The organism is Nitrosomonas limosa (genome assembly GCF_054188085.1).
Genome location: NZ_CM135180.1, coordinates 2,710,859 through 2,735,687 on the forward strand (window position 1 = coordinate 2,710,859; position 24,829 = coordinate 2,735,687).

The 24,829-nt window shown below is 47.1% G+C and carries 18 protein-coding genes and 1 pseudogene; 12 read left to right on the top strand and 7 right to left on the bottom strand.

The annotated features are described in order from the left end of the window. Positions 1-21: 21 nt before the first annotated feature. Entirely contained in the window at positions 22-1,377 is a 1,356-nt protein-coding gene (locus ACV7NC_RS12590) for a sensor histidine kinase (RefSeq protein WP_458152931.1), read from the bottom strand. A 74-nt stretch (positions 1,378-1,451) separates the two neighbouring features. Beyond that, positions 1,452-3,890 carry a two-component system response regulator gene (locus ACV7NC_RS12595; protein ID WP_458152932.1) on the bottom strand — a complete coding sequence of 813 codons (2,439 nt, stop codon included), beginning with the start codon at positions 3,888-3,890 and terminating at the stop codon, positions 1,452-1,454. 531 nt (positions 3,891-4,421) lie between these two features. Between ACV7NC_RS12595 and ACV7NC_RS12600 the strand changes: the two genes are divergently transcribed. The 10 genes from ACV7NC_RS12600 (at position 4,422) to ACV7NC_RS12645 (ending at position 17,117) form a co-directional block, all read left to right on the top strand. Continuing rightward, entirely contained in the window at positions 4,422-5,357 is a 936-nt protein-coding gene (locus tag ACV7NC_RS12600) for a bile acid:sodium symporter family protein (protein WP_458152933.1), read from the top strand. Positions 5,358-5,528: 171 nt separating this feature from the next. Continuing rightward, complete coding sequence (locus ACV7NC_RS12605) at positions 5,529-5,807, top strand: hypothetical protein (RefSeq protein ID WP_458152935.1); 279 nt, start codon at positions 5,529-5,531, stop codon at positions 5,805-5,807. A 96-nt stretch (positions 5,808-5,903) separates the two neighbouring features. Further along, positions 5,904-7,505, top strand: a complete 1,602-nt coding sequence (locus ACV7NC_RS12610; protein ID WP_458152936.1) for a hypothetical protein — start codon at positions 5,904-5,906, stop codon at positions 7,503-7,505. Between the two features lie 525 nt (positions 7,506-8,030). Further along, complete coding sequence (locus tag ACV7NC_RS12615; RefSeq protein WP_458152937.1) at positions 8,031-8,273, top strand: hypothetical protein; 243 nt, start codon at positions 8,031-8,033, stop codon at positions 8,271-8,273. A gap of 1,058 nt (positions 8,274-9,331) precedes the next feature. Continuing rightward, entirely contained in the window at positions 9,332-10,375 is a 1,044-nt protein-coding gene (gene pstS / locus ACV7NC_RS12620; RefSeq protein ID WP_458152938.1) for a phosphate ABC transporter substrate-binding protein PstS, read from the top strand. A gap of 113 nt (positions 10,376-10,488) precedes the next feature. Then, positions 10,489-11,427: a phosphate ABC transporter permease subunit PstC gene (pstC, locus tag ACV7NC_RS12625; protein WP_458152939.1), complete on the top strand. Its 939-nt coding sequence runs from the start codon at positions 10,489-10,491 to the stop codon at positions 11,425-11,427. A 10-nt stretch (positions 11,428-11,437) separates the two neighbouring features. Next, the gene (gene pstA, locus ACV7NC_RS12630) at positions 11,438-12,286 is read left to right on the top strand and encodes a phosphate ABC transporter permease PstA (RefSeq protein ID WP_458152940.1); all 849 of its coding nucleotides are present in this window, start codon (positions 11,438-11,440) and stop codon (positions 12,284-12,286) included. 128 nt (positions 12,287-12,414) lie between these two features. Next, complete coding sequence (gene pstB, locus ACV7NC_RS12635) at positions 12,415-13,224, top strand: phosphate ABC transporter ATP-binding protein PstB (RefSeq protein ID WP_458154937.1); 810 nt, start codon at positions 12,415-12,417, stop codon at positions 13,222-13,224. 44 nt (positions 13,225-13,268) lie between these two features. Then, positions 13,269-15,158: a pyruvate kinase gene (locus ACV7NC_RS12640; protein ID WP_458152941.1), complete on the top strand. Its 1,890-nt coding sequence runs from the start codon at positions 13,269-13,271 to the stop codon at positions 15,156-15,158. Between the two features lie 117 nt (positions 15,159-15,275). After that, positions 15,276-17,117 (top strand): GGDEF domain-containing protein, encoded by a 1,842-nt coding sequence (locus ACV7NC_RS12645; RefSeq protein ID WP_458152942.1) that lies wholly within the window; start codon positions 15,276-15,278, stop codon positions 17,115-17,117. A gap of 143 nt (positions 17,118-17,260) precedes the next feature. Here ACV7NC_RS12645 and ACV7NC_RS12650 read toward each other — a convergent pair whose 3' ends face one another. Then, a complete protein-coding gene (locus ACV7NC_RS12650; protein ID WP_458152943.1) occupies positions 17,261-17,836 on the bottom strand; it encodes a hypothetical protein in 576 nt (191 codons plus the stop codon). 239 nt (positions 17,837-18,075) lie between these two features. Between ACV7NC_RS12650 and ACV7NC_RS12655 the strand changes: the two genes are divergently transcribed. Further along, on the top strand, positions 18,076-18,591 hold the full coding sequence (locus ACV7NC_RS12655) for a glycerophosphodiester phosphodiesterase family protein (RefSeq protein WP_458152944.1): 516 nt from the start codon (positions 18,076-18,078) through the stop codon (positions 18,589-18,591). Here the strand turns inward: ACV7NC_RS12655 and ACV7NC_RS12660 are convergent. The 3 genes and pseudogenes from ACV7NC_RS12660 to clpS all read right to left on the bottom strand — a co-directional run bounded on the left by ACV7NC_RS12660 (position 18,568) and on the right by clpS (position 22,627). Continuing rightward, a pseudogene (locus ACV7NC_RS12660) lies at positions 18,568-19,558 on the bottom strand (IS30 family transposase). The gene ACV7NC_RS12655 and the pseudogene ACV7NC_RS12660 overlap by 24 nt on opposite strands. 503 nt (positions 19,559-20,061) lie before the next feature. Continuing rightward, the gene (gene clpA, locus ACV7NC_RS12665; RefSeq protein ID WP_458152945.1) at positions 20,062-22,317 is read right to left on the bottom strand and encodes an ATP-dependent Clp protease ATP-binding subunit ClpA; all 2,256 of its coding nucleotides are present in this window, start codon (positions 22,315-22,317) and stop codon (positions 20,062-20,064) included. Position 22,318: 1 nt separating this feature from the next. Then, the gene (gene clpS, locus ACV7NC_RS12670) at positions 22,319-22,627 is read right to left on the bottom strand and encodes an ATP-dependent Clp protease adapter ClpS (protein WP_458152946.1); all 309 of its coding nucleotides are present in this window, start codon (positions 22,625-22,627) and stop codon (positions 22,319-22,321) included. A 274-nt stretch (positions 22,628-22,901) separates the two neighbouring features. On the opposite strand from clpS, the gene ACV7NC_RS12675 reads away from it, so the two are divergent. Continuing rightward, entirely contained in the window at positions 22,902-23,105 is a 204-nt protein-coding gene (locus ACV7NC_RS12675; RefSeq protein ID WP_108698144.1) for a cold-shock protein, read from the top strand. 347 nt (positions 23,106-23,452) lie between these two features. Here the strand turns inward: ACV7NC_RS12675 and icd are convergent, their stop codons facing one another. Further along, entirely contained in the window at positions 23,453-24,709 is a 1,257-nt protein-coding gene (gene icd / locus ACV7NC_RS12680; RefSeq protein WP_458152947.1) for an NADP-dependent isocitrate dehydrogenase, read from the bottom strand. Between the last annotated feature and the right edge of the window lie 120 nt (positions 24,710-24,829).

Below are 24,829 nucleotides of genomic sequence, written 5' to 3' on the forward strand. Positions count from 1 at the left end.
TTTTTCTATTTTGAATAACGGCTACTGCTGCAAGGGAACTTTTAGCGTGAAGCAGGTCGGTTTCTTGCGGTGAATTGTCAGTTCCGCCGAAATCTGCTCACTGAGCAGTTGAACCAGTTGCAGACCCAGTGATGTCGTGTTTTCGATATCCAGATCGTCCGGAATGCCAACCCCGTTATCACTCACGCTCACCAGCAGTTGTCCGGGCGTTTGCTGCTTCAGGTAAATTTTGATTTCTCCTTTACGGTCACCGGGAAACGCATATTTCATTGCATTGGTGCAAAGTTCGTTCAAAATCAATGCAAGCGGAATGCTGATATCAATCGGTAAATGAACCTGATCGGCATCGATCATGATGGCGGTTTTTTCAACATCTAACGCATACGAAATCGACAAATTGTCTGTCAGCAATTGAATGAAACTGGAAAAGTCGATTCGGGAGAAATCAAGCGATTCGTAAAGAATCTGGTGAATCAATGCCATTGACTTTACTCGGTTCTGACTTTCTTTAAAAACAGATACGGCCGTTTCGTCCGGTAGTTTCTCAGATTGCATGCCGAGCAGGCTGTCGATTATTTGTAAGTTGTTTTTGACGCGATGATGAATTTCCGCTAAAAGCAGCTCCTTTTCTTTAAGCGCTGATTTGAGCAATTCTTCTTGTTGCTTGCGCTCTGTGATATCGATGACCGATGCAAGCACCATCTTTCCTCTGGGCGTTTGAATCGGATTCAGACCGACCTCGACCGGAAATTCCTTGCCGTTTTTGTGTAAACCGTACAAATCCCGGCCGTGACCCATCGCTCGCGTACTGGGGTTTTTCAGGTATTCACTCCTTAATTCAGGGTGATGCGCGCGGTGCGCGACGGGAATTAAGATTTCGATGAATTGTCCGAGCAATTCCTCCCGCTTGTAACCAAAAAGCGCTTCCGCGGTGGAATTGACCAGGATAATTTTTCCCTGCTGATCGGTCATAACCATCCCGTTCGGAGAAGCATCAACCGCCAGCAATATCATTTCTTCAGCATGCTTGCGGTCCGTAATGTCGACGATCGCGGCGAGCACAAACGTGCCGTCCCGTTCGGTTTCAACCGGATTCAAACCAACTTCGATCGGAAACTCTTGGCCATTTTTATGCAAGCCGTACAGATCTCTGCCGTGGCCCATCGGGCGCGTTCTCGATTCGTTGATATACGCTTGGCGGTAATCCGGATGAGTGTGGCGGAAACGATCGGGTATCAGTTTTTCCACCGGATGCCCGATTAATTCCTGCCGCGGGTAACCAAATAACTTTTCCGTTGCGGAATTCACCATGACAATCTTGCCATCGCGATCAGTCATAATCATGCCATTGGGGGATGCTTCCACGGCGAGAAGCATGATTTCCTCGGTATTGCTGAAGTTTCGGAATCGGGTTGATGACATCGTAATGCGCTAGCTCTAAAGGATTGATATTAAATATTGAAAGCGTCGATTCGATCCGGGAGCTTCCGGATCAAATAGGGAATCCGTTCCGCCGGAACCGGTTTGCTGAGCAAGTAACCTTGCAGCTCCTGGCATCCGAGATTACCGAGAAAGAAAGCCTGATCGTATATTTCGATGCCTTCCGCGGTGACTTGCAGGTTGAGTTTCTGAGCCATTGCCAGAATTGCAGCGGCAATGGCGCAATCGTTGCTGTCGTGCGGGATGCCTTTAACGAAACTTTGATCGATCTTTAACCGCCGGATTGGCAGATTTTTCAGCGAACTCAAGCACGAATAACCGGTGCCAAAGTCGTCGATGGATATCGGTATGCCAAGATTTTCCAGTTGCTCCAAGTTGGAGATATAAATGACTTCGTTCTGCAAGCAGGATTCCGTAACCTCCAGCTCCAGCAGGCGCGCCGGTAGGTCGTACTGTTTTAATAATTCCGCGATCAACTGCTGCAGATGCTTGTCTGCCAATTGGCGAATCGAAATATTCACGGCAATGCGAAGATCGGTGAAACCCTCGGCACGCCAATGCGCGAGCTGCTTGCAAGCTTCCATCAGAATCCAGTTGCCGATTTCGACGATCAACCGGCTGGTCTCCGCGACAGGAATGATTTCAGCCGGGGATAACAAACCTTTGACAGGGTGCTGCCAGCGGATCAAGGCCTCGACGCCGGTGACTCGGCGTTGTGATAACGAATATTGCGGTTGATAGTGCAGCACAAACTCATTTTTAATCAGGGCGTGATGCAATTCTCTTTCCCGGGTTAAATAATGCACTGCTTTTTGCGTCAGCGACGGATGGTAAAAAGCATAACTGTTGCGACCTTTATTTTTGGCTTCATACATTGCAGTATCGGCCATTTGCACCAGATCATCGTGATGCTTCGAGTGATCGGGATAAACACTGATGCCGATGCTGCATGACAGCACGATTTCCATGTTGTTGATAACAACCGGCTGCGATAAGCAATCGAGGATTTTCTCGGCAACTTTGACTAATGCATCGTTCGATTCGATATCCGGCACGATCACGATAAACTCATCGCCGCCCAATCTTCCCAGGGTATCGCTTTGACGCAAGATCGAGGTCATGCGATGGGCGACGTAGCACAGCATCGAGTCGCCATGTGCATGCCCCTGGGTGTCATTGATCAGCTTGAAATTATCGAGGTCGATGAATAACACGCCGAGTATCGAAGTGTTGCGTGTTGCCTTGGAGAGCGCCAGCTGCAACCGGTCCATGATCAACATCCGGTTCGGAAGCTTGGTCAGGCTATCGTAATAAGCCATATTGGATAGCTGTTCCTGAGTTTCGCGAATAACCGTGATATCGGAAATCATGACCACATACTGTTGCTCTTCGTTGGCTTTTGCCGGAATGAATCCGATGGTTAACCAGGCATGCATCGTCTCTTTACTTCGTTTGAAAGTCGAGATTTCGCCGCACCAGTGGTCGTGCCGGTCGACATTTTGCCAGATCTCCTCATACTTGCTGTCGCCCAAGGCTTTACTGGTCAGAAACGGTAATTCTTTATTTCTGAGATGATGGGGCTTGAGTTCGGTAATGCTGTAAAAGGCAGTGTTGGCGCAACTGAATTGACGATTCTTGTTCAGTATCACGATGCCTTCCGCAGCGTACTTAAACACGGTCGCTGCCTGTGCTAACCGGTCTTTGGTAAGCCGGCTTTCAGTCGTTTCTTGCAAGACACCGACAATCTGATTGACAGTCGCATCGCTGGTTGCAAATGCTTTGCCGTACAGCTTATACCAGAGGGTTTTATTGCTATCCGCATGAACGCGGAACTCGATTTCGTCTGCAGAGCCTTTATTGTCACGTAGCTTATTGATGAAATCGGTTACGTTTTGTTTATCGTTGTCATCAATGGTGAGAAAGAAGCTTTGCCAATTTGTTATTGGCTCGATATTTCCATTGGGATTCTTGCACATAAAGATCTCGTGCGAGTTTTTGACTTCCCAAGTTCCCAACCGCGCGGCTTCGAGTGCTAAGCGGAAATGCTCTTCGTTCTTTTTCAGTTGGAAATCGTTTTCAAAGCGCTCGATACTGACTTGGATGATGATGTGCAACTCTCTGTCGGAAAACGGTTTAAGAATATAGCCGTAAGGCTTGGTTGTTTTTGCACGGGTTACGGTTTTTTCCTCGGAGTAAGCCGTCAAATAAATGATTGGAATACTATGCGTTTTTTGCAGTCGATCGGCGGTTTCGATGCCATCCATATTTCCTTGAATATGAATATCCATCAGCACAATGTTGGGAAGTTCCTGATCCACTAGCGCCAATGCTTTCTCACCGCTGGCAGCCATGCCGGTAACTTGATAGCCCAGTTTGGTCAGCCGTCTCTTCAAGTCCAGCGCAACAATTTTTTCATCTTCCACAATCAAGATCTTGATATTTCCACTCATAGTTGCTGTCCTTTCTTTAGTGATAATTTCTACTGACCGACTAGCCAATAGCGCAGTGTATTTCTAACTGATTCATTCGAAGCTGATAAATCAACTGTGAGTGGTCAACAAATTAACAAAAGATAGAATTAATTGATATCAGTAATCTCTTATAGTAATTTTCCTACATTCAATCGGGTCTCAGTAATCGTGACATTTCAACAAAATAGGGGGGAGCGGGTATCGCGTAACGAAATGATTTGCTCGCATAGTCAATTAATCAGGGTTTCCTAAGATCAATCTAGTGCGTATCGGCGTCTTTTCAGACCGCAATCGCATGCGCCTACTTTTCATGCTATCGAATAACCTGCACAATCCGGGATTATTGGTAACAGCTTCAATGATCAACTACCCAACTAATTTGATGAATTTTTATGGCGTACCTTAGCGAGTTTTTAACATTTGTTTTTTCGAAAAACTTTTTTACCCGCGCTTGCCGGCTTGACGATGAACGGTGGATCATTGTTGGTTTCTCGCGGGAGCATGTTTGATATGCTGCAAAAACTCACCTCGCTGTTTCCGCTGTGGATGATTTTGCTATGCGCGACAGCATTAATCTGGCCTGAAGGCTGGATGTTTTTGAATCAAGGACCGGTGGTGGTGTTGATACTCGGTTTTGTGATGCTGTGCATGGGATTGACGTTGAGCTTCGATGACTTCCGCAGAATCACATCGATGCCAAGGGCTGTTGCGATTGGCTTTGCTGCACAGTATTCCATTATGCCGCCGCTCGCTTGGGGGATCGCCTATTTACTGGCGTTACCGGATCATTTCGCGGTCGGATTGATTCTGGTCGGTTGTTGTCCTGGCGGAACGGCTTCGAATTTGGTGTCGTACATCGCTAAGGCGGATGTAGCGCTGTCAGTGGTGATGACGGTATGCTCCACGTTGGCGGCGGTGGTGCTCACGCCGTTGCTGACGCAATTATTTGCGGGTGCACTGGTGCCGGTCGATACCTGGATGCTGTTCAAACAAACCATTCAGGTGGTGATCGTGCCGATCGCGCTGGGGTTGCTATTGAACCGCTGGCTGCCCAGGCTGGTGCAAAGTGTGCTGCCGGTCGCGCCGTTGCTGTCGGTGTTTGGCGTGTGCGTTATCTGCGCCATTGTATTTGCCGCCAACGCGGAATCGATTTTAACCCATGGCGCCGATTTGCTGCTGGCAACGTTGATGCTGCACGGATGTGGCTTCCTGATCGGCTATTATTTCGCAAAATTTTTGGGCTGCCCGGTACGCAGCGCTCGCACGATCGCAGTTGAGGTTGGCATGCAAAATTCCGGTTTATCGATCGTGCTGGCGAAACAAGCGTTTCCAATGCTGCCTTTGGCGCCGGTGGCGGGCGCGGTATCGGCGGTGATGCATTCGCTGATCGGCAGTTTATTGGCGGTTTTATGGCGATTACGGCCTGCCGTTTCTGATCGAAGTTAACCAGTAAAGAGGAATATTCGACGCTTCTCCGGGAGATACGGACACAATCCTCTGTGAATAACGGGCTTCCTTGTTGGTTCAGCGTGTATTAATTGGGTCTGGACTATGTTGTTTGTGCAACCATGACGCAGCGGCGATGCAACAACATTATCAATCAACAAGGAGCTCATCATGAAAAAGCTTTTCATCATCATTCTCGCTGTCTTACTGTTGTGCGGATTCCGTGCGCCAAACGGCAATATCATTTCCAAAGGCGAGCTGGCCGACAAGCTGATCGCCAACATGGGCGAGCCGCATCAAAAAACCGATCTGGGAATGATTCAAACCAGAGCTTTTGGCGGAATTGCCTATATCAAGCGCGAAGTCTGGTTTTATAAAATCGATGATTACAATTACCGGTTTGTCATTGAGAATGGGAGAATCATTGACGATCATTGGTCGCGGTTCTGATTGAAGGAATTGACACGCAAGTGTCATATTCCGGTAATGTTCGACTGTTAGATTGTTGCCACCTTATTACAATTATCACGCAAAGGTGGGTACATCATGTTTGAAATAAAGCAGGTAACAAAACGATTAACCGCAGTGACGGCATTGCTGCTGGGCGGTTTCGTCATCAACAGTCACGCGGCAACTGCGACATACAATCCGTCAACCGGTTTGGTCGAGCTTCCGGTCGTGGAAGTATTAAGCGGCGGATCATCAGCTTTCTACAGCGCGCAATTACAACTGAGCGGCAGCGAATTGCAATTGGTTTCGGCGGCTCCGATCGGCGCAGCCAGTGGGCAACGCAATGTATTTGATTCCGATACAGCGGCAGTGCATATTCCTTCAGTACTGGTGGGATCGGATGATTATTACGTGAAATTGAAATTGGTGCCCGGATCGAATCCGTTGCGCTTTTCACTGGATCAAGTTGTCAGCAATGCTTTCCAAGGTTGTCCAAGTTTCTCAACCAACGGTCCGGTTGCAGGGTCGTGCATTTTAAGCGGCACGATTACTTCCAATGTGACCTTGACCAAAAATATTCAGTGGATATTATCGGGCGGGGTGTATGTCGGTGGCGATAAAGTGCAGAACGCAACCATCACCATTAATCCGGGCACCAAAATTTTCGGACAAAGCGGCGCGGATTATTTGTGGATCCGCCGCGGTTCCAAAATCATGGCGGAAGGCACACCGGATAATCCGATTGTAATGTCAGGGCCGCTGCAACAAGAACCCGGTGAATGGGCGGGTCTGGTAATCGCCGGTAATGCACCGGTAAATGGCTGTAACGCCGGTGTAGCGCTTTGCGAAATTCCTTTCGAAGCGATCACGACCGAAAAGTTCGGCGGCAACAATCCCAACGATAACAGCGGCGTTCTCAAATACGTGCAGATCCTGTTCGCCGGCGCGCAAGTCCGCCCGGATGAAGAATTGAACGGGTTAACGCTCAACGGCGTCGGTTCCGGCACCATTATCAGCCATGTGCATGTTCATGCCGGTCTGGACGACGGTATCGAAGTATTTGGCGGTACCGCGCAAATGAAATATATCGTTCTGACCGATATTCGCGACGATTCCCTGGATTGGACGCAAGGCTGGAAAGGGCGCGCGCAATTCGTGCTGATCAAGCAAGCGGTGGATTCGGGCGATCGTGGCATTGAAGCGGATAACAATGAAGTCAACCACGACAGCGCGCCACGCGCACAGCCGATTCTGTCCAATATGACCATCATTGGCCGTAACGGCAGCGCGGTTCAAGGCGTATTGCTGCGCCGTGGCACCGGTGTCAATATTCATAACTCCGTGATAACCGGCGGCTTTTCATCCTGCGTGAGAATCGATGGCGCTTCAACCTTTAATAATGCCGGTGCAATTGGCAGTCTGAGCGGTAATTTAACCATTGAGAATTCTTTTGTGAATTGCACCAGCGACTTCTCCGATGGCGAAGGAAAAACCTTCACGACAGCGGACTGGTTTGCTGCGCAGCCCGGCAATCAATCAAGCAATCCTTTGTTAAACGGCTACTTACCAGCCGCTGGATCGCCATTAACAACAGGCGGATCGGCAGTTGGTGATTCGTTCTTTACGATTGTCGACTATGCCGGAGCATTCAAAGATGCCGGTAACGACTGGACCAGAGAATGGACCTTTCCCTTTTAATTAATCTTTGCTAAACCTCCCCCGGATTTTCGCGGCTAATCTCTCTGCAGCCAGCGAAAATCCGATTCGATTTTGTCTCTTTTGTTTTGACTTATGCATTCGCAGGTTTTATCCATCAAGACGTAACGTTTCTTTAGAGTAGTCATTTCCCATAAGAATACTCTGGCGTCGAGGCTGACCAGCAATTATTAGTTTATTACTGTCACTGGCGGTATCGAGTATTCACTAAACATTAATATATCTGACATCAGTGTTTCATATATTGCCGGTATATTTTCAGAACTCGGCTGATGCACCGCGAGAATAACCATTTTAATATTTTTCGAGTACTAGTTTGGGGCTAGCAAGGACGATACTTTTTTAAGAAGCCGGTTTAGAAACCTCAGTTTGAGTTACCATGATGCAAAAATATATTTTTGTTATGCTTTTGTTAGTGATGTAATAATTTACAAATTTTTAACATTCTGTACCTTATATTGAACCTCGTTTAGGTCGCTAATAAGCGTATGATTAACGAGGGTATGTATGAAAGTTGAAATTCGAATGGCTCGCGTGGTTATATGCTGTGTATTCCTTATTCTAATCAGTATTGCTTTGGCTGTTGCATTTTATGTTGTGATTGCCAATTGGGGAAATCTCTCTAGCATTATTGCAGGGGTATGTCTTTTTTCTGCTTTTTTCTTTCTTCGGAAGATAATGAATAAAAATAGAAATCAAACGCAATACCCACAGCGCAGATCTACCGATGATTGCACGGATGATGAATGATATCGTTATAGATTATTGAAATCCATAACCATTCAGAGACTGCCTATAGCTAGTGCTATATCTTTACCCTCAAATTTTTTACACATCAGGGATAGTTTCTTCGGAAGAGACGCAGCAACTAATTGAAGAAAAATTTTAAGTACGGAGTTTCATGCGTTTATTACACGCAATAAGAAATTATATAATCATCGTATCTGTGCGGTTTAGGTCTGTATCGCCAAGCGACGTTCAACCTTCATCAAAAATTCATTGCACTGACATAAGAATTTCATATCGGCTTGCTATCTTAACAGGCGGAAATCAATGTTCTGAAAAAGGAAAGCCGTTGTGATGTTTGAGAGTAGATTGACTAGCCTGAAAGAAAATTAAAAGTTGCTAACAAGGTTAGTGATGTTAGTGACAAAGGGCTAATAAATTTCATAGCCTTCTCAGAATCAGTCAACGCTTAGTCACGGTTGAACCGCTGATATTTAGATATTAATAAGGATTTTTATGAAAAATGGTAATCATATCCGGCCAGTACTTTATTTTACTTGTTTTATTCTTCTATGTATTTACATTTTCGTAACAAGCTCTGAATGGATGATTAACTGGTCGGTTGTTACTAATGTCTTTCTAGGAACTTATTTTTATTCAATCTATTGCTTGCTCGGGATTATGGCGGGTAAACCTTGGAATCAGGTACAACAATATTACCGTAGGCCATCCATCTAGCTGATAGCCTTTCAACGAAGTCAACGTTTTCTGACGAAGAATAATTCCTTGTAGCGGTTTGTTTTTCTCTGTATATCGCTTCCTTCTAAGCAATATAGATAATCGCTTGACCCAAGCGCTTTAATTAAAAAGTGTCACGACGGTCCCGGAGGCCGTGGGCGTGTTGAATTGGGTTTTATGTTTTTTTTACCTCCTTTACCGCACCTCCCAGCCAGCATCTTGCTGGCAGCCGTTGGGGGGAATTGCATTGCAATGTGAAGGTCATCAATTTGTCACATCAGCGGGTTACTATTTCATTTCATTCGAATTCCATTCATTGATAGCTCATAGGAGAAGAAGAGGGTATGAAATTTCCGATCAATGTCCTATTGTTTGCAACCGGCTTGTTATTTGCGGTTGGCGTGGGTGCGGCCGACATTACCGGTGCGGGCGCGACATTTCCTTATCCGATTTATGCCAAGTGGGCGGATGCCTACCATAAAGCAACCGGCATCCGGATGAATTATCAATCCATCGGTTCCGGCGGCGGTATCAAGCAAATCAAAGCCGGGACAGTCGACTTCGGTGCATCGGATAAACCGCTGCCGCCGGAAGAACTGGAAAAATCCGGGTTGATACAGTTCCCGACGGTTCTCGGCGGCGTTGTGCCGGTCATAAACCTGGAAGGCATCCAGGAAGGTCAATTGAAATTAACCGGCGCGGTGCTGGCCGATATATTTCTTGGAAAAATCAAGCGCTGGAATGATCCCGCCATTGCGAATCTGAATACCGGACTTAACCTGCCTGCGAGCAATATTGCCGTGGTGCATCGGGCTGATGGCTCCGGCACGACTTTTTTGTTTACCGATTACTTGAGCAAAGTAAGTCCGGCATGGAAAGAGAAGGTGGGCGCGGATGTTTCCGTGTCGTGGCCGATAGGCACCGGCGGTAAAGGCAATGAAGGTGTCGCCAATTTCGTCAAGCAGATTAAAAATTCGATCGGCTATGTCGAAGCGGCTTATGTGAAGCAAAGCCGCATGAATTTCGTGCAACTGCAGAATCTGGACGGTGCTTTTGTGATCCCCACAGAGGGAAATTTCAGAGCTGCCGCAGCCAATGCGCAATGGGATAGCGCCGGCTTTTATGAAATCCTTACGAACAAACCGGGTTTGGAAAGCTGGCCGATCACCGGCGCCACCTTTGTATTAATGCACAAAGTTCAGAAGAAACCGGGGCAGGCGCTGGCGGTGCTGAAATTTTTCGAATGGGGATATACCTCTGGCGGTTCCATGGCGCTCGATCTTGATTACATTCCGTTGCCAGACGATGTTGTGAGCCGGATAAAAGAATCCTGGACAGCTAATGTGAAAGGAAAAGATGGGCAGATTATTTACCCCGGTGGACAGTGATAGTCAGTGCGATAGCAGTGGCAAGCGGGTTTGCGATTTTGCTTTGAAGGCTGATACTTATACCAAGATTGCAATGTGAGTATAACGGTAGTTTTAATAATAGATTTTATGCAATGTTAACCAAACAGCGGCTTTGGGATGCGATATTCCGCAAAACGACCTGGTTTTTTACCGTGATCGTATTGGTGTTGCTGGTAGCGCTCATTATTTCCTTGATCATGGGCAGCATGCCGGCACTGAAGGTTTTTGGTCCTGGATTTATCACCAGCTCGGATTGGAATCCTGTCGCTGAGCGTTTCGGAGCATTGGTGCCGATCGTCGGTACCGTAATTACCTCGATTATCGCGCTGGCCATCGGCATTCCGGTAAGCTTCGGGATTGCGTTGTTTCTGACCGAGTTATCGCCGCTGTGGCTGCGGCGTCCGTTGGGCACCGCGATCGAATTGCTGGCCGGCATTCCCAGCATCATTTACGGCATGTGGGGACTGTTCGTGTTCGCTCCGTTCTTTGCAGCGACGGCCCAGCCATGGCTGCAGGAAACATTGGGGCATTTACCCGGAATTGGATTGTTGTTTGAAGGCGCCTTCATGGGAATCGGCATGCTGACTGCGGGAATCATCCTGGCCATTATGGTGATTCCATTTATTGCGGCGGTGATGCGCGACGTCTTCGAAATCGTGCCGCCGATGCTGAAGGAGTCTGCGTATGCATTCGGCGCCACTACTTGGGAAGTGCTGTGGAATATTGTCTTGCCCTATACCAAATCCGGCGTCATCGGTGGCATCATGCTGGGATTGGGGCGGGCCCTGGGTGAAACCATGGCGGTTACATTCGTGATCGGTAACGCTCATCAACTGCATGCTTCATTGTTCATGCCGGGGAACAGTATTGCTTCGGCGCTGGCGAATGAATTTACTGAAGCCGATGGTGAGCTTTATACCTCGGCATTGATTGCGCTCGGATTGATACTGTTTGTCATCACATTTGTGGTGCTGGCGTGTTCTAAATTGATGTTGATGCAACTGAAAAAACGCGAAGGCGTCACTGCTTAAAAGAGACTTCATGAAGATTCCCATCTATACCCGGCGGCGCATGATCAATGCGTTTCATCTGACCTGTTCGGTGTTGGCCATGATTTTCGGCTTGTTCTGGTTATCCTGGATTTTAGTAACACTGTTTGGTAAGGGCTTCGATGGAATCAGCACGGCATTGTTTACCGAGATGACACCGGCGCCCGGCAGCAGCGGCGGTTTGCTGAATGCCATTGCCGGCAGTTTGATGATGGTAACGCTCGCTACCATGATCGGCACGCCCATCGGAATACTGGCTGGCACCTACCTGGCCGAATTTGGCCAAAAGGGCTGGCTGGCATCAAGCACGCGGTTTGTAAACGATATTTTGCTATCGGCGCCGTCGATCGTGATCGGATTGTTCGTTTACACCGTTTATGTGGCGAAAGTGGGGCATTTTTCCGGGTGGGCCGGAGCGCTGGCATTATCGCTGATCGTTATTCCGGTGGTTGTGCGTACCACCGAGGATATGCTGCGGCTGGTCCCGGATAGCCTGCGCGAAGCCGCCGCCGCGCTGGGCGCGCCACAGTGGAAAGTGGTAACGCTGGTAACCTGGCGGGCATCGCAAGTCGGGATATTGACCGGCGTATTGCTGGCGGTTGCGCGTATTAGCGGGGAAACGGCTCCGCTGCTTTTCACCGCGCTGAATAATCAGTTTTGGAGCGCGGATATGAATCAGCCGATGGCAAATTTGCCGGTGGTGATTTTTCAGTTTGCCATGAGTCCGTATGAATCCTGGCAGGAATTGGCTTGGGCCGGGGCGCTATTGATTACGTTGAGCGTGCTGGGCCTGAATATCATTGCGCGGTTCTTTTTGCGCAAACAGGTCTTGCGTGGATAGCACCCGGTAATGGGTGTTGCCGGAGTGCCGCAAGACTACTGATTCACTCACTATGAAAGACTTTTATGATGATAAATCAAGAAATCATGTTCGATAGTAAATTGTTCGGATCATCCGATGCTTCGCAGATGGATGCGGCCGCAACATTGAAGCCGGGGATAACGGCTAGTCCTGCCGGCGATGCGGATGTCAAAGTGATCATCAACGATTTAAACTTTTTCTATGGCAAGCAGCATGCGCTGAAGGCCATCAAAATGAATATCCTGGAAAAAAAGGTGACTGCTTTCATCGGCCCTTCCGGTTGCGGTAAATCAACGCTGCTACGGACTTTAAACCGGATGTATCAGTTATATCCCGGGCAAGTCGCGCAAGGCGAAATTATCGTAGACGGGTTGAATATTCTCGACAACAAGCAGGATATCAATATGTTGCGCGCGCGCATGGGGATGGTTTTTCAGAAGCCGACACCTTTTCCGATGTCCATTTACGATAATGTCGCATTCGGCGTCAAGTTGTACGAAAGTCTAAACCGCAACGAAATGATGGAGCGCGTGGAATGGGCATTGCAAAAGGCCGCGCTTTGGGATGAAGTGAAAGACAAGCTGGATCACAGCGGCATCAGCCTCTCCGGCGGCCAGCAACAACGCTTGTGTATCGCCCGCGCCATTGCCGTGAAACCCGAAGTGGTATTGCTCGATGAACCGACTTCGGCGCTGGATCCGATTTCGACTGCGCATATCGAAGATCTGATATTCCAGCTTAAGCAAGACTACACCATCGCTATTGTTACCCACAATATGCAACAGGCCGCGCGCGTTTCCGACTATACCGCCTATATGTATCTGGGCGAGCTGATCGAATTTGGCGATACCGATACGATTTTTACCACGCCTAAGCAGAAAGCGACGGAAGATTATATTACCGGCAAGTTCGGCTAATGCATCGGGACTGTCACTCGAACTGTCAGTGAAATAATTGATTCATGATCAAGCATCAATCAAGAGCACAAGATCAGGATGATATGGGATTACAGCCGTTTGCCGGCTTGTTGACCGAACTTGAAGCTTTGAAGGATGAGCTGAAAGACATCGAGCAACATTATGCGCCGCAATTACGGCAGATCAGTCCGTTGCATCAAAAGGATGCGATCAACCTGATTCATTATCTCGGTTTGAGACGCCGGGATATGCGGGATTTGCAGGCGCGGCTGGCGAAGGTCGGATTGTCATCGCTGGGCCGCATGGAATCGCATGTGTTGTCGCATCTGAACGCCATTATCAATCTGCTCGACTGTCTTCTTGGGAAGCAATCGATCGCCAATATTTGCGCACCGGTTGAAACAACGGAAGATATCACCAAGCTGGAAAGCAATACCAACCAATTATTCGGCAAGCCCCCGGCGCATCGCAGGGTTCGCATTATGGTGACGTTGCCTGCGGAAACCGCCAACGATTATTCCTTGATCAAGGAAATGCTGGTCAACGGCATGGATTGCGCGCGAATCAATTGTGCGCATGATTCGCCGGAAGTTTGGTTGCGCATGATCGAGAAAATCCATCAGGCGCACCGTGAAACCGGGAAGCCGTGCCGGATTCTGATGGATTTGGGGGGACCCAAGTTACGCACCGGAAGCATTGCCAACGGACCGCCGGTGTTGAAATGGAAGCCGCAGCGCGATATCTACGGAAAAGTTACTTTTCCGGCGAGAATTTGGCTCTATCCGGAAATCGATGGTGATTCGATGCAGGCGGCTGAGGCCGATGCCAGCGTACCCGTGCAGGGTGACTGGCTGGCGAATGTTAAGAAACGCGATGTCATCGAATTAACCGATGCCAGAGGCTCGGTACGAACCTTGCGGGTAATTGATAAAATTGGCAGGGGGTGCTGGACGGAATCTTATCAAACGGTGTATCTCAAGCCTGGTACGACACTTAGCTTGTTGCGGCTGTCGGCATCCGGACATGCGCGCCGTGCAGGATATACCGGTATGGTTGGCGCATTACCGTCTATGCCTGAAACCATTCGCTTGCATACCGGCGATAGCTTGGTCATCACGCGCGAACAATCGCCGGGAAGACCCGCGCAATTCGATGTTAATGGACATCTGTTGCAATCGGCCAGCATTGCTTGCACGCTGCCGGAAGTATTTCAGACCTTGCAGCCTGGAGAACGTATCTTAATCGATGACGGTAGAATCGGCGGAATCATCCGCAGCGTTTGTATGCAGAAATTGGTAGTGGAAATCACCCAGGCACGAGAAAGTGGAGAGAAACTGCTCGCCGATAAAGGCATTAACCTGCCGGATAGTCAATTAGCGTTAAGCGGATTGACCGCACACGACATCGAGCACCTGGAATTTGTCGCGCAGCATGCGGATATGGTCGGATTGTCATTTGTCAGACAGCCGTCCGATATTTCACAATTGCAAGAACATTTGCAACGGTTGAAAGCCGGCAAAAAACCCGGGATTGTTCTAAAAGTGGAAACACGAGCCGCTTTTGAGAATTTGCCGGGATTATTATTGACATTGCTGCGTTCGGACAATGCCGGTTTGATGATTGCGCGCGGCGATCTGGCGGTGGAATGCGGTTACGAAAGATTGGCGGAGATGCAGGAGGAAATCCTGTGGTTAGCGGAAGGCGCGCATTTGCCGGTAATTTGGGCGACCCAGGTTCTGGAAGGATTATCCAAAACCGGCAAACCCAGCCGCGCGGAAATATCCGATGCGGCCATGGGCGAGCGTTCCGAATGCGTGATGCTGAACAAGGGAGCGCATATCATCAAAGCCATTCAATCGCTGGATGACATCTTGCATCGCATGCAGTCCCATCAACAGAAAAAAAGTTCGCTATTACGGCGCTTGCATTGGTAATCAGCGCTGTCAGTGTTTTTTGCATCGTGCAGCAAGGCTGACACTGATTGGATTGTAATAAAAAAGTCATTCGGCTTTGTTAGTGTTGCCGGCAGGAATTCTTTAATCAGAAGTGTTATGGAATGTGAAGTTAGAAAATCGTCAACGAAAGATATTACTGCGGGCACAGTAATCGAATCCAGCCGAAGTGAGATTTTCTTGCAATTGGTTGGAGTCATTGAGCAGCGTCAGCTTACCGCAAATTTTCAACCGATTATTTCCATGTCTAGCGGCGAAATTTTCGCTTACGAAGGGTTGATACGCGGTCCCTCGAACAGTTCATTGCATTCTCCCCTGAGCCTGTTTAGAGCGGCTAGTCAATTTGGTATGTTGGCCGAGCTGGAACGTTTATGCCGTCAGGTTACGATGGAAGCGTTTGTGCGGTTGCAGCTTCAGGGTAAACTATTTCTGAATGTGAGTCCGGAGTGTTTGCTGGATACGAATTTCCAAAACGGCGAAACTCTCGAGGTGATGCGTTCGATAGGTCTGGAACCGCACCGGATCGTAATCGAATTAACGGAGAATCAGCCGGCCTATGATTATTCTTTGCTGCTGGGAGCAGTGCGGCATTACCGCTCACTTGGGCTGGAAATTGCCATCGACGATCTGGGCGAAGGTTTTTCCAGTCTCCGGTTATGGTTCGAACTTCGTCCGGAATACGTCAAAGTTGATCAGCATTTTATCCAGAACATCAACCAGGATCCGATCAAGCTGCAATTTGTCCGTTCCATTCAGCAAATTGCTGAGAACTCGAATACCCAGATCATCGCCGAAGGTATCGAAACGCATGCAGAGTTAATGATCGTTAAGGATCTCGGCATTTTATACGGGCAAGGTTATTACATTGCCAGGCCTAATGCCGATCCGGCCAAGCTTGTGCCGATGGAAGTGGCGCATAGCATTCAACACAACGGTATTTCGGTGTATCCCAGAAAAAATAGCGTGATGCAGAAATCCTTGGCGACCATGAGGTTGCTGCGCATCGTGCTTCCCGCCACCCCGGAAATGGACAACGATGAAGTGTACCGGCGTTTTAGCGATTCATCCTTACTGGAATCATTGCCGGTCGTCAGAGATGGCGTTCCAACGGGTATCATCACCCGCAACCGTTTGATCGATGCTTTTGCGCGACCGTACTGGCGTGAGCTTTACGGTAAGAAATCCTGCACGCTTTTCATGGATGAAGCGCCGCTGATAGTGGACAAGAATATTAGCCTGCAGGAACTGAGTGCTGCAATGGTGGCGGCCGGGCAGCGCCATTTATCCAATGGCTTTATCATTACCGAACAAGGGCAGTACCTGGGCATGGGAACCGGTCACGATTTGATGCGCGAGATAACGCAATTGCAAATTACTGCCGCGCGCTACGCCAATCCGCTGACCCTGCTTCCGGGTAACGTGCCGATTGATGAACACATCGACCGGTTGCTGGAGAATCATGTCAGCTTTTGTGTTTGCTATTGCGATCTGGATGCATTTAAGCCTTTCAATGATATTTACGGTTACCGGAAGGGCGATGAGGTAATCCAGACGACCGGCAGCTTGCTGACACGCGCGTGTGCTTCCGAACGGGATTTTATCGGACATATCGGCGGAGATGATTTTATTATTTTGTTTCAGAGCGATGATTGGGAATTACGATGCCGCGATGTACTTAAGAGTTTTTCCCATGAAATTGAGTATCACTTTAAGCTGATTCATCGTGATCAAGGCGGTTACTATTCAATAGACCGCCGAGGTCAACGCGCGTTTCATCCGTTGATAACGCTTTCTATCGGAGCGTTGCTGGTTACTCCGGGTATTTTTAACTCACACCATGAAATCTCGACGATTGCCACCGCTGCCAAACATCAGGCAAAACGAATCGCGGGAAACAGCTTGTTTATCGATCGGCGTGAATATATAAAGAAGCGCTTGTAGTTTCCTCCCTAACACCCCGGCCGGTAGTTTAGCTGTGCATGGCAAGTAATCTTTTTAGAGAATTATCCAGTTTTTGTCTATGGCAAATATCGCAGCAATCCTGAAACTTATCGTGAATTAACCAGTAATAACAATCAACAAATCTATTCTTTAATAAAGAATTCAATGGTTTCAACTGGAAATATGGGATCTACTTGAGAAAGCGAAAAAGATTGCGAGACGCCGGTTTCTCCAGTAGTCCGGGCCATAAATGAATTATCGAGCTTGGTAACGCTTTTAAGCGTAAATGCCTGCTTTGAGGGTAAGTAATCAAAAACCAGTGTATACGTACTGGGAAAGCTAGTGTCACCCAGCAAGACCGGATCGCCGCGCACAATGTCTTTATTCCGCACAATACTACCGTACGAGATCACTAGCTGATTGCCATTAAAATACGCGACTGCTTTTATCCGTGAAAGATCGGCTACATGTTCAAGGCCTTCTGAAATTTTATTTAGCATTTCCAGGCAGGCTTTATCTTTGAAGACCAAGTAACCACCCTCCAGCAACAATTTGTAATGGCCATTCCCCAAGTCTTGTTCGATTAAAAATCTGCTTTGCGCCGGAACACTGGAAGCTGCCGATTCATCCGTACATTCAAATCCGTCATATACGATCGACAAGGCATAAGCATTGCTAAGGCTTAAAGAAAACAGTAACCAGATAAAAAATTTTTTCATGATTGCTTCCTGTTTGAAATCCGATTGGTTTTAAGGATTCGTTGATTATATAGTGTTGGCAGTTTTCGAACACTGAACTGTAAAAATCATCCGCGCAATCAAGTCATCATAGATTCATTAGAATTTAACCGGCTAATCATATCGTTGAAACATCCTCTGGCTAACATCCCGCACGGATATGTTGGTGGTATCCGCTCAGAAGTTTTAAGTCAATCAATAACGATGGATAGGAGAAAGCTATGAGACAGCATCAGGTAATGCAAATTGGTTCGCTGATGATGGGATCGATCGCGATCATTGTTTCGCTAACGACACCCGGTTGGGTTGCAAGCAGCGATGGCACCTTGATCGGTAACAATCAAAATCGGAACATGACTGTTCAATTGGGACCGCGGCCTTATTTTCTGGTCAACGATATGGATAGCGGACCGCTAAAAGATAAAATGAGAAGCTGTGAAAACGGGCCGTTTAAACGTTCGGATTTTTCGATCGGGCATCGCGGGGCGGCGTTGCAATTCCCGGAACATACCAAGGAATCATACGAAGCAGCGGCGCGGATGGGTGCCGGGATATTGGAGTGCGATGTCACGTTTACTCAAGATAAGGAATTGGTTTGCAGGCACTCGCAGTGCGATTTACATACTACGACCAATATCCTTGAGACCGCGCTGGCTGCGAAGTGTTCAGTACCTTTTGAGCCAGCTGTTTACGACAGCGAGGGTAAGGCGGATTCAATTTCGAAGTGCAACACCTAACGGTAATTTAGTGTAACGCACCGTCTTCCCGAAGAATATCTCAAACGGGGTTCTGAATCCAAGCACTTTGCGTGGCCGGTGGTTGAGTCTATCCACCGCCCATTGCACTTGTTCCTGGGTAACCTCAATCAACTCCATTGCCTTGGGGAAATACTGGCGCAGCAACCCGTTGTTGTTCTCGTTCAAGCCACGCTCCCATGAACGGTAGGGACGGGCGAAATAGACATCTGCATCCAGTTCCGCCGCGATGGTTTCATGCTCTGCAAACTCTTTCCCGTTGTCGAACGTCATGGTGTAGCACTTGTCTTTATGGGGACGCAGCAGCCGCGTTATCGGCCGCCGTCACACCCGATGCCTGTTTGCCGGGTACTTGGGCTGCCAGTATGTAGCGCGACTTCCGCTCAGCCAATGTGACCAAGGCGCCTCGATGGTTCTTGCCGATCACGGTGTCGCCTTCCCAGTCGCCTATGCGGCTCTTCTGATCGACAATCCCCGGGCGTTCGTCAATGCCGATCCGGTTCTTGATCGTGCCCCGGCGCTCTTGACCGCCCGCGTAACGTTTTCTGCGCGGTTTCTGGCAGCGCAAATGTTGCCACAGGTCGCCACCACGGCGTTTGTCTTCATAAATGTGCACCGTCTCATGGCTGATTCTCAACCCGCATTCCAGTGTAAGCCGGCAAGATGCTTGTTCCGGGCTCATGTCCAGCCGGATCAACCGTTCAATCTCCGCCCATTCCGGCAATGAGAAACGCTGGGCATTGACGCATTTCTTTCGACGCTCATCCCGCAATTCCTGCGCCTGCTTTGGACGCCAGCCACGCCGGCCTTTGTTCCGCCCGAATTCCCGGGATATCGTTGACTTATGTACGCCCACTTCATCCGCAATTTGCGTTTGGTTCAAGCCCGCTTTCTTCAAACCGGAAATCTGGTATCGTTGCTCTCGGGTGAGCTGCTTGTAGTGCTTCATCTGTGCTCCTTTTACTTGGCGTTTAAGCAGCTCCGATACTACCGCAGCTTGCCTATAAACTTCCTTACAAAAGTTGCACTTCAATGTTGAATCCGCCCTTTTAATGAGATGGGATTGTTGAAAGATTTATAATTGTTTGTAAACAATTAGACACAATGTTGCTACTGGCTGTATTTTGCTGGAGTGTTGAGTGATTCGATTGGAAAGTTAAAAAAAACGCATGCGCAACAGCGCTAAAAACATTGAGTTGAATTGCCTCGATCGCGTATTTCAAGAACCTTCTGAATTCAGTGCTTATATCCAGAGTAACTCGAATATATGTTGAGATGCAGGCACTGATTGGGAGATCAGTAGAACAACTGAATTTTGTGGTTATCGTTAAAATCGAATTGTATGGAATGGGAAACTAAAAACCCTTACATTTTTTGTTGGATGATGAGTTTGAGCAAGCTGCATTTTTAATGGGTCTTGAGCTTCTATTGTGATGAATGCCCTTACATAGATCATAAAAGTGCAGCTTCGTCCTCGAACAGAAGTTTGATCTTTTCGTGTTTATCGATATCGACGGTAATTTTACCGCCATTCACAAGCCGTCCGAATAGCAGCTCGTCAGCTAATGCGCTGCGAATTGTGTCTTGAATCAGCCGTTCCATTGGGCGGGCGCCCATTAACGGATCAAATCCGTGTTTTCCAAGATAGCTGCGCAATTTTTCGGTAAATGTTGCTTCTACTTTCTTCTCATGTAATTGCGATTCGAGCTGGATCAGGAATTTGTCAGTTATGCGAAGAATGATGTCTTCATTTAATGGTGCGAAAGAAATAATCGCGTCGAGTCGATTACGAAACTCGGGAGTAAATAATTTTTTAATGTCCGCGAGTTCATCTCCGGTAGATTTGGTTTTGGTAAACCCGATCGCTGATTTTGTGAGAGATTCTGCGCCGGCATTCGTCGTCATAATGATAATGACATTACGGAAATCCGCTTTTCGTCCATTATTATCGGTGAGGGTTCCATAATCCATGACCTGCAGCAGGATGTTAAAAATATCCGCGTGCGCTTTTTCAATCTCATCCAGTAACAATACTGAATAGGGATGTTTGATCACTGTTTCCGTTAATAATCCACCTTGATCGAAACCAACATATCCTGGTGGTGCACCGATCAGGCGGGAAACGGCGTGCCGCTCCATATACTCAGACATGTCGAAACGATGCAAATGGATACCAAGCGCATAGGCTAACTGCCTGGCAACTTCGGTTTTTCCAACACCTGTAGGTCCCGAAAACAAGAAGGAACCAACTGGTTTCTGGGGATTCCCAAGCCCGCTGCGCGCCATTTTTATCGCAGCTGTCAATGCATCGATTGCATCATCTTGACCGAAGACTATCGCCTTCATATCGCGCCCCAAATTTTTTAATCGATTACGATCATTTGTGGATATATTTTGCGGCGGAATCCGTGCGATTTTGGCAATGACGTTTTCGATTTCGTTTTTACCTATCACTTTGCGTTTTTTGGATTTAGGCAATAGCCGTTGCGCTGCGCCAGCTTCGTCAATCACATCAATCGCTTTGTCAGGTAAGTGCCTGTCATTGATGAATCGAGCCGACAGTTCGGCTGCGGAGACAAGCGCGCTAGCGGTGTATTTGACTTTGTGATGTTGCTCATACCGCGATTTTAAGCCACGTAGTATAGCAACTGTGTCATCCACGCTGGGTTCGTTTACCTCGATTTGTTGGAATCGCCGTGATAGGGCGTGGTCTTTTTCGAAAATTCCACGATATTCATTGTAGGTAGTTGCGCCAATACAGCGTAATTGTCCGGAACTTAAAACAGGTTTCAGCAAATTAGATGCGTCCAGAACGCCTCCGGAAGCCGCACCGGCGCCGATTAGGGTATGAATTTCATCAATAAACAAGATGGCGGAAGGATTGTCGGTGAGCTGTTTCAATAATGTCTTTAAGCGTTGTTCAAAATCACCGCGATATTTTGTACCTGCCAATAAAGCACCCATATCGAGTGCATAAATTTGATGCTTCAGCAGTAGATCAGGTACATCACCTTCGACAATACGCTTCGCCAGACCTTCTGCAATAGCGGTTTTACCAACACCGGCTTCACCGACCAGCAACGGGTTGTTCTTACGGCGCCGGCATAAGGTTTGAATGACGCGCTCGATTTCTTTATCGCGCCCGACCAACGGATCAATTTTGTTAAGTAAAGCTAGGTGATTAAGATTGATCGTATAATTCTCGGGCAGTCCACTAGTGCTGGATTCATTTTCATTTTCTGCTTCACTGCCTGATTTGGTATCGGACTCGTGTGAGACTTTGCGAATATTATGAGAGATGAAATTGACTACATCTAAACGTGTGACACCTCTTTGATGGAGGAAATAAACGGCATGAGAATCCTTTTCGCCAAAAATTGATACCAAAACATTGGCGCCCGTCACCTCTTTTTTTCCAGAAGATTGAACATGGAGAATCGCGCGCTGAATCACGCGTTGAAATCCGAGCGTTGGCTGCGTATCAACTTCGTCTGCTCCGTTAATTACGGGAGTATGCCGTGTGATATGGTCTAATAGGGCCGATCGTAAATCTTCAATATCGACCAAGCATGCATTGAGCACTTCTGCTGCGCTGGCATTATCAAGCATAGCCAGTAACAAATGCTCGACTGTAATAAATTCATACCGTTTCTGCCTTGATTCAACAAAAGCCATATGCAGACTGACTTCCAAGTCTGGAGCAATCATCTCAATTTTCCTCCATTACACACCTGAGCGGGTGCTGATTAATTCTCGCAAAGTCAGTAACCTGCTTTACTTTGGTGTTTGCGATATCACTTGGATAAATTCCACACACACCCACACCTTCAGTATGTACTTTCAACATTATCTGTGTGGCCTGCTCATGATTCATGGAAAAAAACTTTTTTAGCACTTCTATCACAAACTCCATAGGGGTGAAATCATCATTTAATAATAATATCTTATAAAGTGGAGGAGGTTTTTGTTTTACCTTCTCATGCACTTGGGAAATGACTTCTAAATGATTGTCAGACATTACGACTTACCAGCTTTTGAGAAACATACAACTACTGAAAATAATCTGCATTTTGACATCTTTGACGATTACGACAAATTTTTCAAGTATCTTAAGACAATTACATATTCGTTTGCCATAAAAATTTTGTAACCGCTTGACTTTAACGTTAGATTTGCGTAAAACTGCATTTGGCGTTTGATTTCGAGTTTTTTGAGATGTTTTTTGTTCCTCGGGATGCAAGAATTCAAATAGTGTTAGGGTTTCCGGCCCAGTTTTTATATAGGAAGTAGAAATGGCAACAGGTACAGTTAAATGGTTCAACGATTCCAAAGGTTTTGGTTTTATTACTCCAGATGATGGCAGCGAAGATTTATTTGCTCACTTCTCGGCAATTAATATGTCTGGATTCAAAACTCTTAAAGAAGGTCAGAAAGTAAGCTTTGATGTCACTCAAGGACCGAAAGGAAAGCAAGCCTCTAATATCCAATCCACTTAACTACTATAAATTCTGGCAGAAGAACCCCTATTAATGCTTAAAGATTGATAGAGTTTAGTTAGATAGCCGGTAAGTCAATAACTATAACAATCCATATTTAGTATTTTCCCAATCCCCCTTTCTGAGAATTAATAGTGAGGGGTTCTATTTTCTATTCTTTTTTGCGCGCTGCATTGGATCAGAATCGAGATGAAATCCAGATCGCTGAGTTAAGGAAAGCGCTGGTTAATGACTGCACGAACGAAACATTTCGTTGCGCGGCACTCGCTCACTCGCCTATCTTGTTGATATTTCCTGGTTGCTGCGTTCGTTCGCCAAATTTATCAGCATTTTCCTAACTAAACAGCTTATAAAGCTAAGTTCTTAATTATCGCGTTACCAAACGCGGAGCAGGATACTTCTTTGGAGTTGGCCATCTGGCGTGCGAAGTCGTAGGTGACGATTCCTTGCTGGATTGTTGTTTCCATTCCCTTAATAATCATATCGGCGGCTTCTATCCAGCCCAAGTGACGTAGCATCATTTCAGCCGATAATATGATGGAACCTGGATTTACTTGATCTTTGCCTGCGTATTTCGGAGCGGTTCCGTGCGTTGCTTCAAAAATGGCAATGGTGTCACTCAGATTGGCGCCCGGTGCAATTCCGATCCCTCCGACTTGCGCCGCAAGCGCATCGGAAATGTAATCGCCGTTCAGATTCAAAGTGGCAATTACATCGTATTCTTCCGGGCGTAACAAGATTTGCTGCAAGAACGCATCTGCAATGACATCTTTAATGATAATGCTCTTTCCATTTTTCAAGATCAATTTCATCCAGGGACCGCCATCCAGTAATTCAGCGCCAAATTCCTTAGCGGCTAATGCATATCCCCATTTTTTGAATGCTCCTTCGGTAAACTTCATGATATTACCTTTATGTACTAGCGTTACCGACTTGCGATTATTGGCGATTGCATACTGAATGGCTTTGCGTACCAGACGTTCCGTGCCTTCTTTTGAAACCGGTTTAATACCGATACCGGAGGTTTGCGGGAAGCGAATGCTTGTTACTCCCATGTCATTGATCATAAAATCAATAACTTTCCTCGCACTCTCTGATTCTGCTTCCCATTCGATACCCGCATAGATATCTTCAGAGTTTTCCCGGAAAATGACCATATCTGTTTTTTCCGGGCTTTTAACAGGACTTGGCACTCCATTAAAATAACGAACAGGCCGCAAACAGATATACAAATCCAGCAGTTGGCGGAGAGCAACATTGATTGAACGGATACCGCCACCCACCGGTGTTGTAAGGGGACCTTTAATTGAAACTACGAACTCCTTTGCGGCTTGTAATGTTTCTTCCGGTAACCATACGTCTTGACCATAGATTTTCGTTGATTTTTCCCCTGCATAAATTTCCATCCAAGAAATTTTTCGCTGGCCGCCATAAGCTTTATCAACCGCTGCATCGACAACTTTCTTCATTACCGGGGTGATATCAATGCCGATACCGTCACCTTCGATAAAAGGGATGATGGGATTATCGGGAATAGTTAATGAATTATCGATGTTTACCTGAATTTTTTTTCCGTCAGCAGGTATTTTTATATGTTGATACATGGTCTCTCCAATTGTTGGAAGCAGGTCGAAATTAATTTATTTTTCTGAAAAGAAGAATGTATTGGAAAAAGTTTTAAACAATGCATGAGAAAAATTAATTTCATACATGTCTGCGATTTT

Excerpts from the sequence above, each read along its gene's own strand:
- ACV7NC_RS12615 (WP_458152937.1), top strand. The coding sequence starts at position 8,031 with ATGAAAGTTGAAATTCGAATGGCTCGCGTGGTTATATGCTGTGTATTC.
- ACV7NC_RS12595 (WP_458152932.1), bottom strand. The coding sequence starts at position 3,890 with ATGAGTGGAAATATCAAGATCTTGATTGTGGAAGATGAAAAAATTGTT.
- pstS (WP_458152938.1), top strand. The coding sequence starts at position 9,332 with ATGAAATTTCCGATCAATGTCCTATTGTTTGCAACCGGCTTGTTATTT.
- ACV7NC_RS12675 (WP_108698144.1), top strand. The coding sequence starts at position 22,902 with ATGGCAACAGGTACAGTTAAATGGTTCAACGATTCCAAAGGTTTTGGT.
- icd (WP_458152947.1), bottom strand. The coding sequence starts at position 24,709 with ATGTATCAACATATAAAAATACCTGCTGACGGAAAAAAAATTCAGGTA.
- ACV7NC_RS12610 (WP_458152936.1), top strand. The coding sequence starts at position 5,904 with ATGTTTGAAATAAAGCAGGTAACAAAACGATTAACCGCAGTGACGGCA.
- ACV7NC_RS12650 (WP_458152943.1), bottom strand. The coding sequence starts at position 17,836 with ATGAAAAAATTTTTTATCTGGTTACTGTTTTCTTTAAGCCTTAGCAAT.
- ACV7NC_RS12600 (WP_458152933.1), top strand. The coding sequence starts at position 4,422 with ATGCTGCAAAAACTCACCTCGCTGTTTCCGCTGTGGATGATTTTGCTA.
- pstA (WP_458152940.1), top strand. The coding sequence starts at position 11,438 with ATGAAGATTCCCATCTATACCCGGCGGCGCATGATCAATGCGTTTCAT.
- clpS (WP_458152946.1), bottom strand. The coding sequence starts at position 22,627 with ATGTCTGACAATCATTTAGAAGTCATTTCCCAAGTGCATGAGAAGGTA.
- pstC (WP_458152939.1), top strand. The coding sequence starts at position 10,489 with ATGTTAACCAAACAGCGGCTTTGGGATGCGATATTCCGCAAAACGACC.
- ACV7NC_RS12605 (WP_458152935.1), top strand. The coding sequence starts at position 5,529 with ATGAAAAAGCTTTTCATCATCATTCTCGCTGTCTTACTGTTGTGCGGA.
- ACV7NC_RS12590 (WP_458152931.1), bottom strand. The coding sequence starts at position 1,377 with ATGCTTCTCGCCGTGGAAGCATCCCCCAATGGCATGATTATGACTGAT.
- ACV7NC_RS12645 (WP_458152942.1), top strand. The coding sequence starts at position 15,276 with ATGGAATGTGAAGTTAGAAAATCGTCAACGAAAGATATTACTGCGGGC.
- ACV7NC_RS12640 (WP_458152941.1), top strand. The coding sequence starts at position 13,269 with ATGATCAAGCATCAATCAAGAGCACAAGATCAGGATGATATGGGATTA.
- clpA (WP_458152945.1), bottom strand. The coding sequence starts at position 22,317 with ATGATTGCTCCAGACTTGGAAGTCAGTCTGCATATGGCTTTTGTTGAA.
- pstB (WP_458154937.1), top strand. The coding sequence starts at position 12,415 with ATGGATGCGGCCGCAACATTGAAGCCGGGGATAACGGCTAGTCCTGCC.
- ACV7NC_RS12655 (WP_458152944.1), top strand. The coding sequence starts at position 18,076 with ATGAGACAGCATCAGGTAATGCAAATTGGTTCGCTGATGATGGGATCG.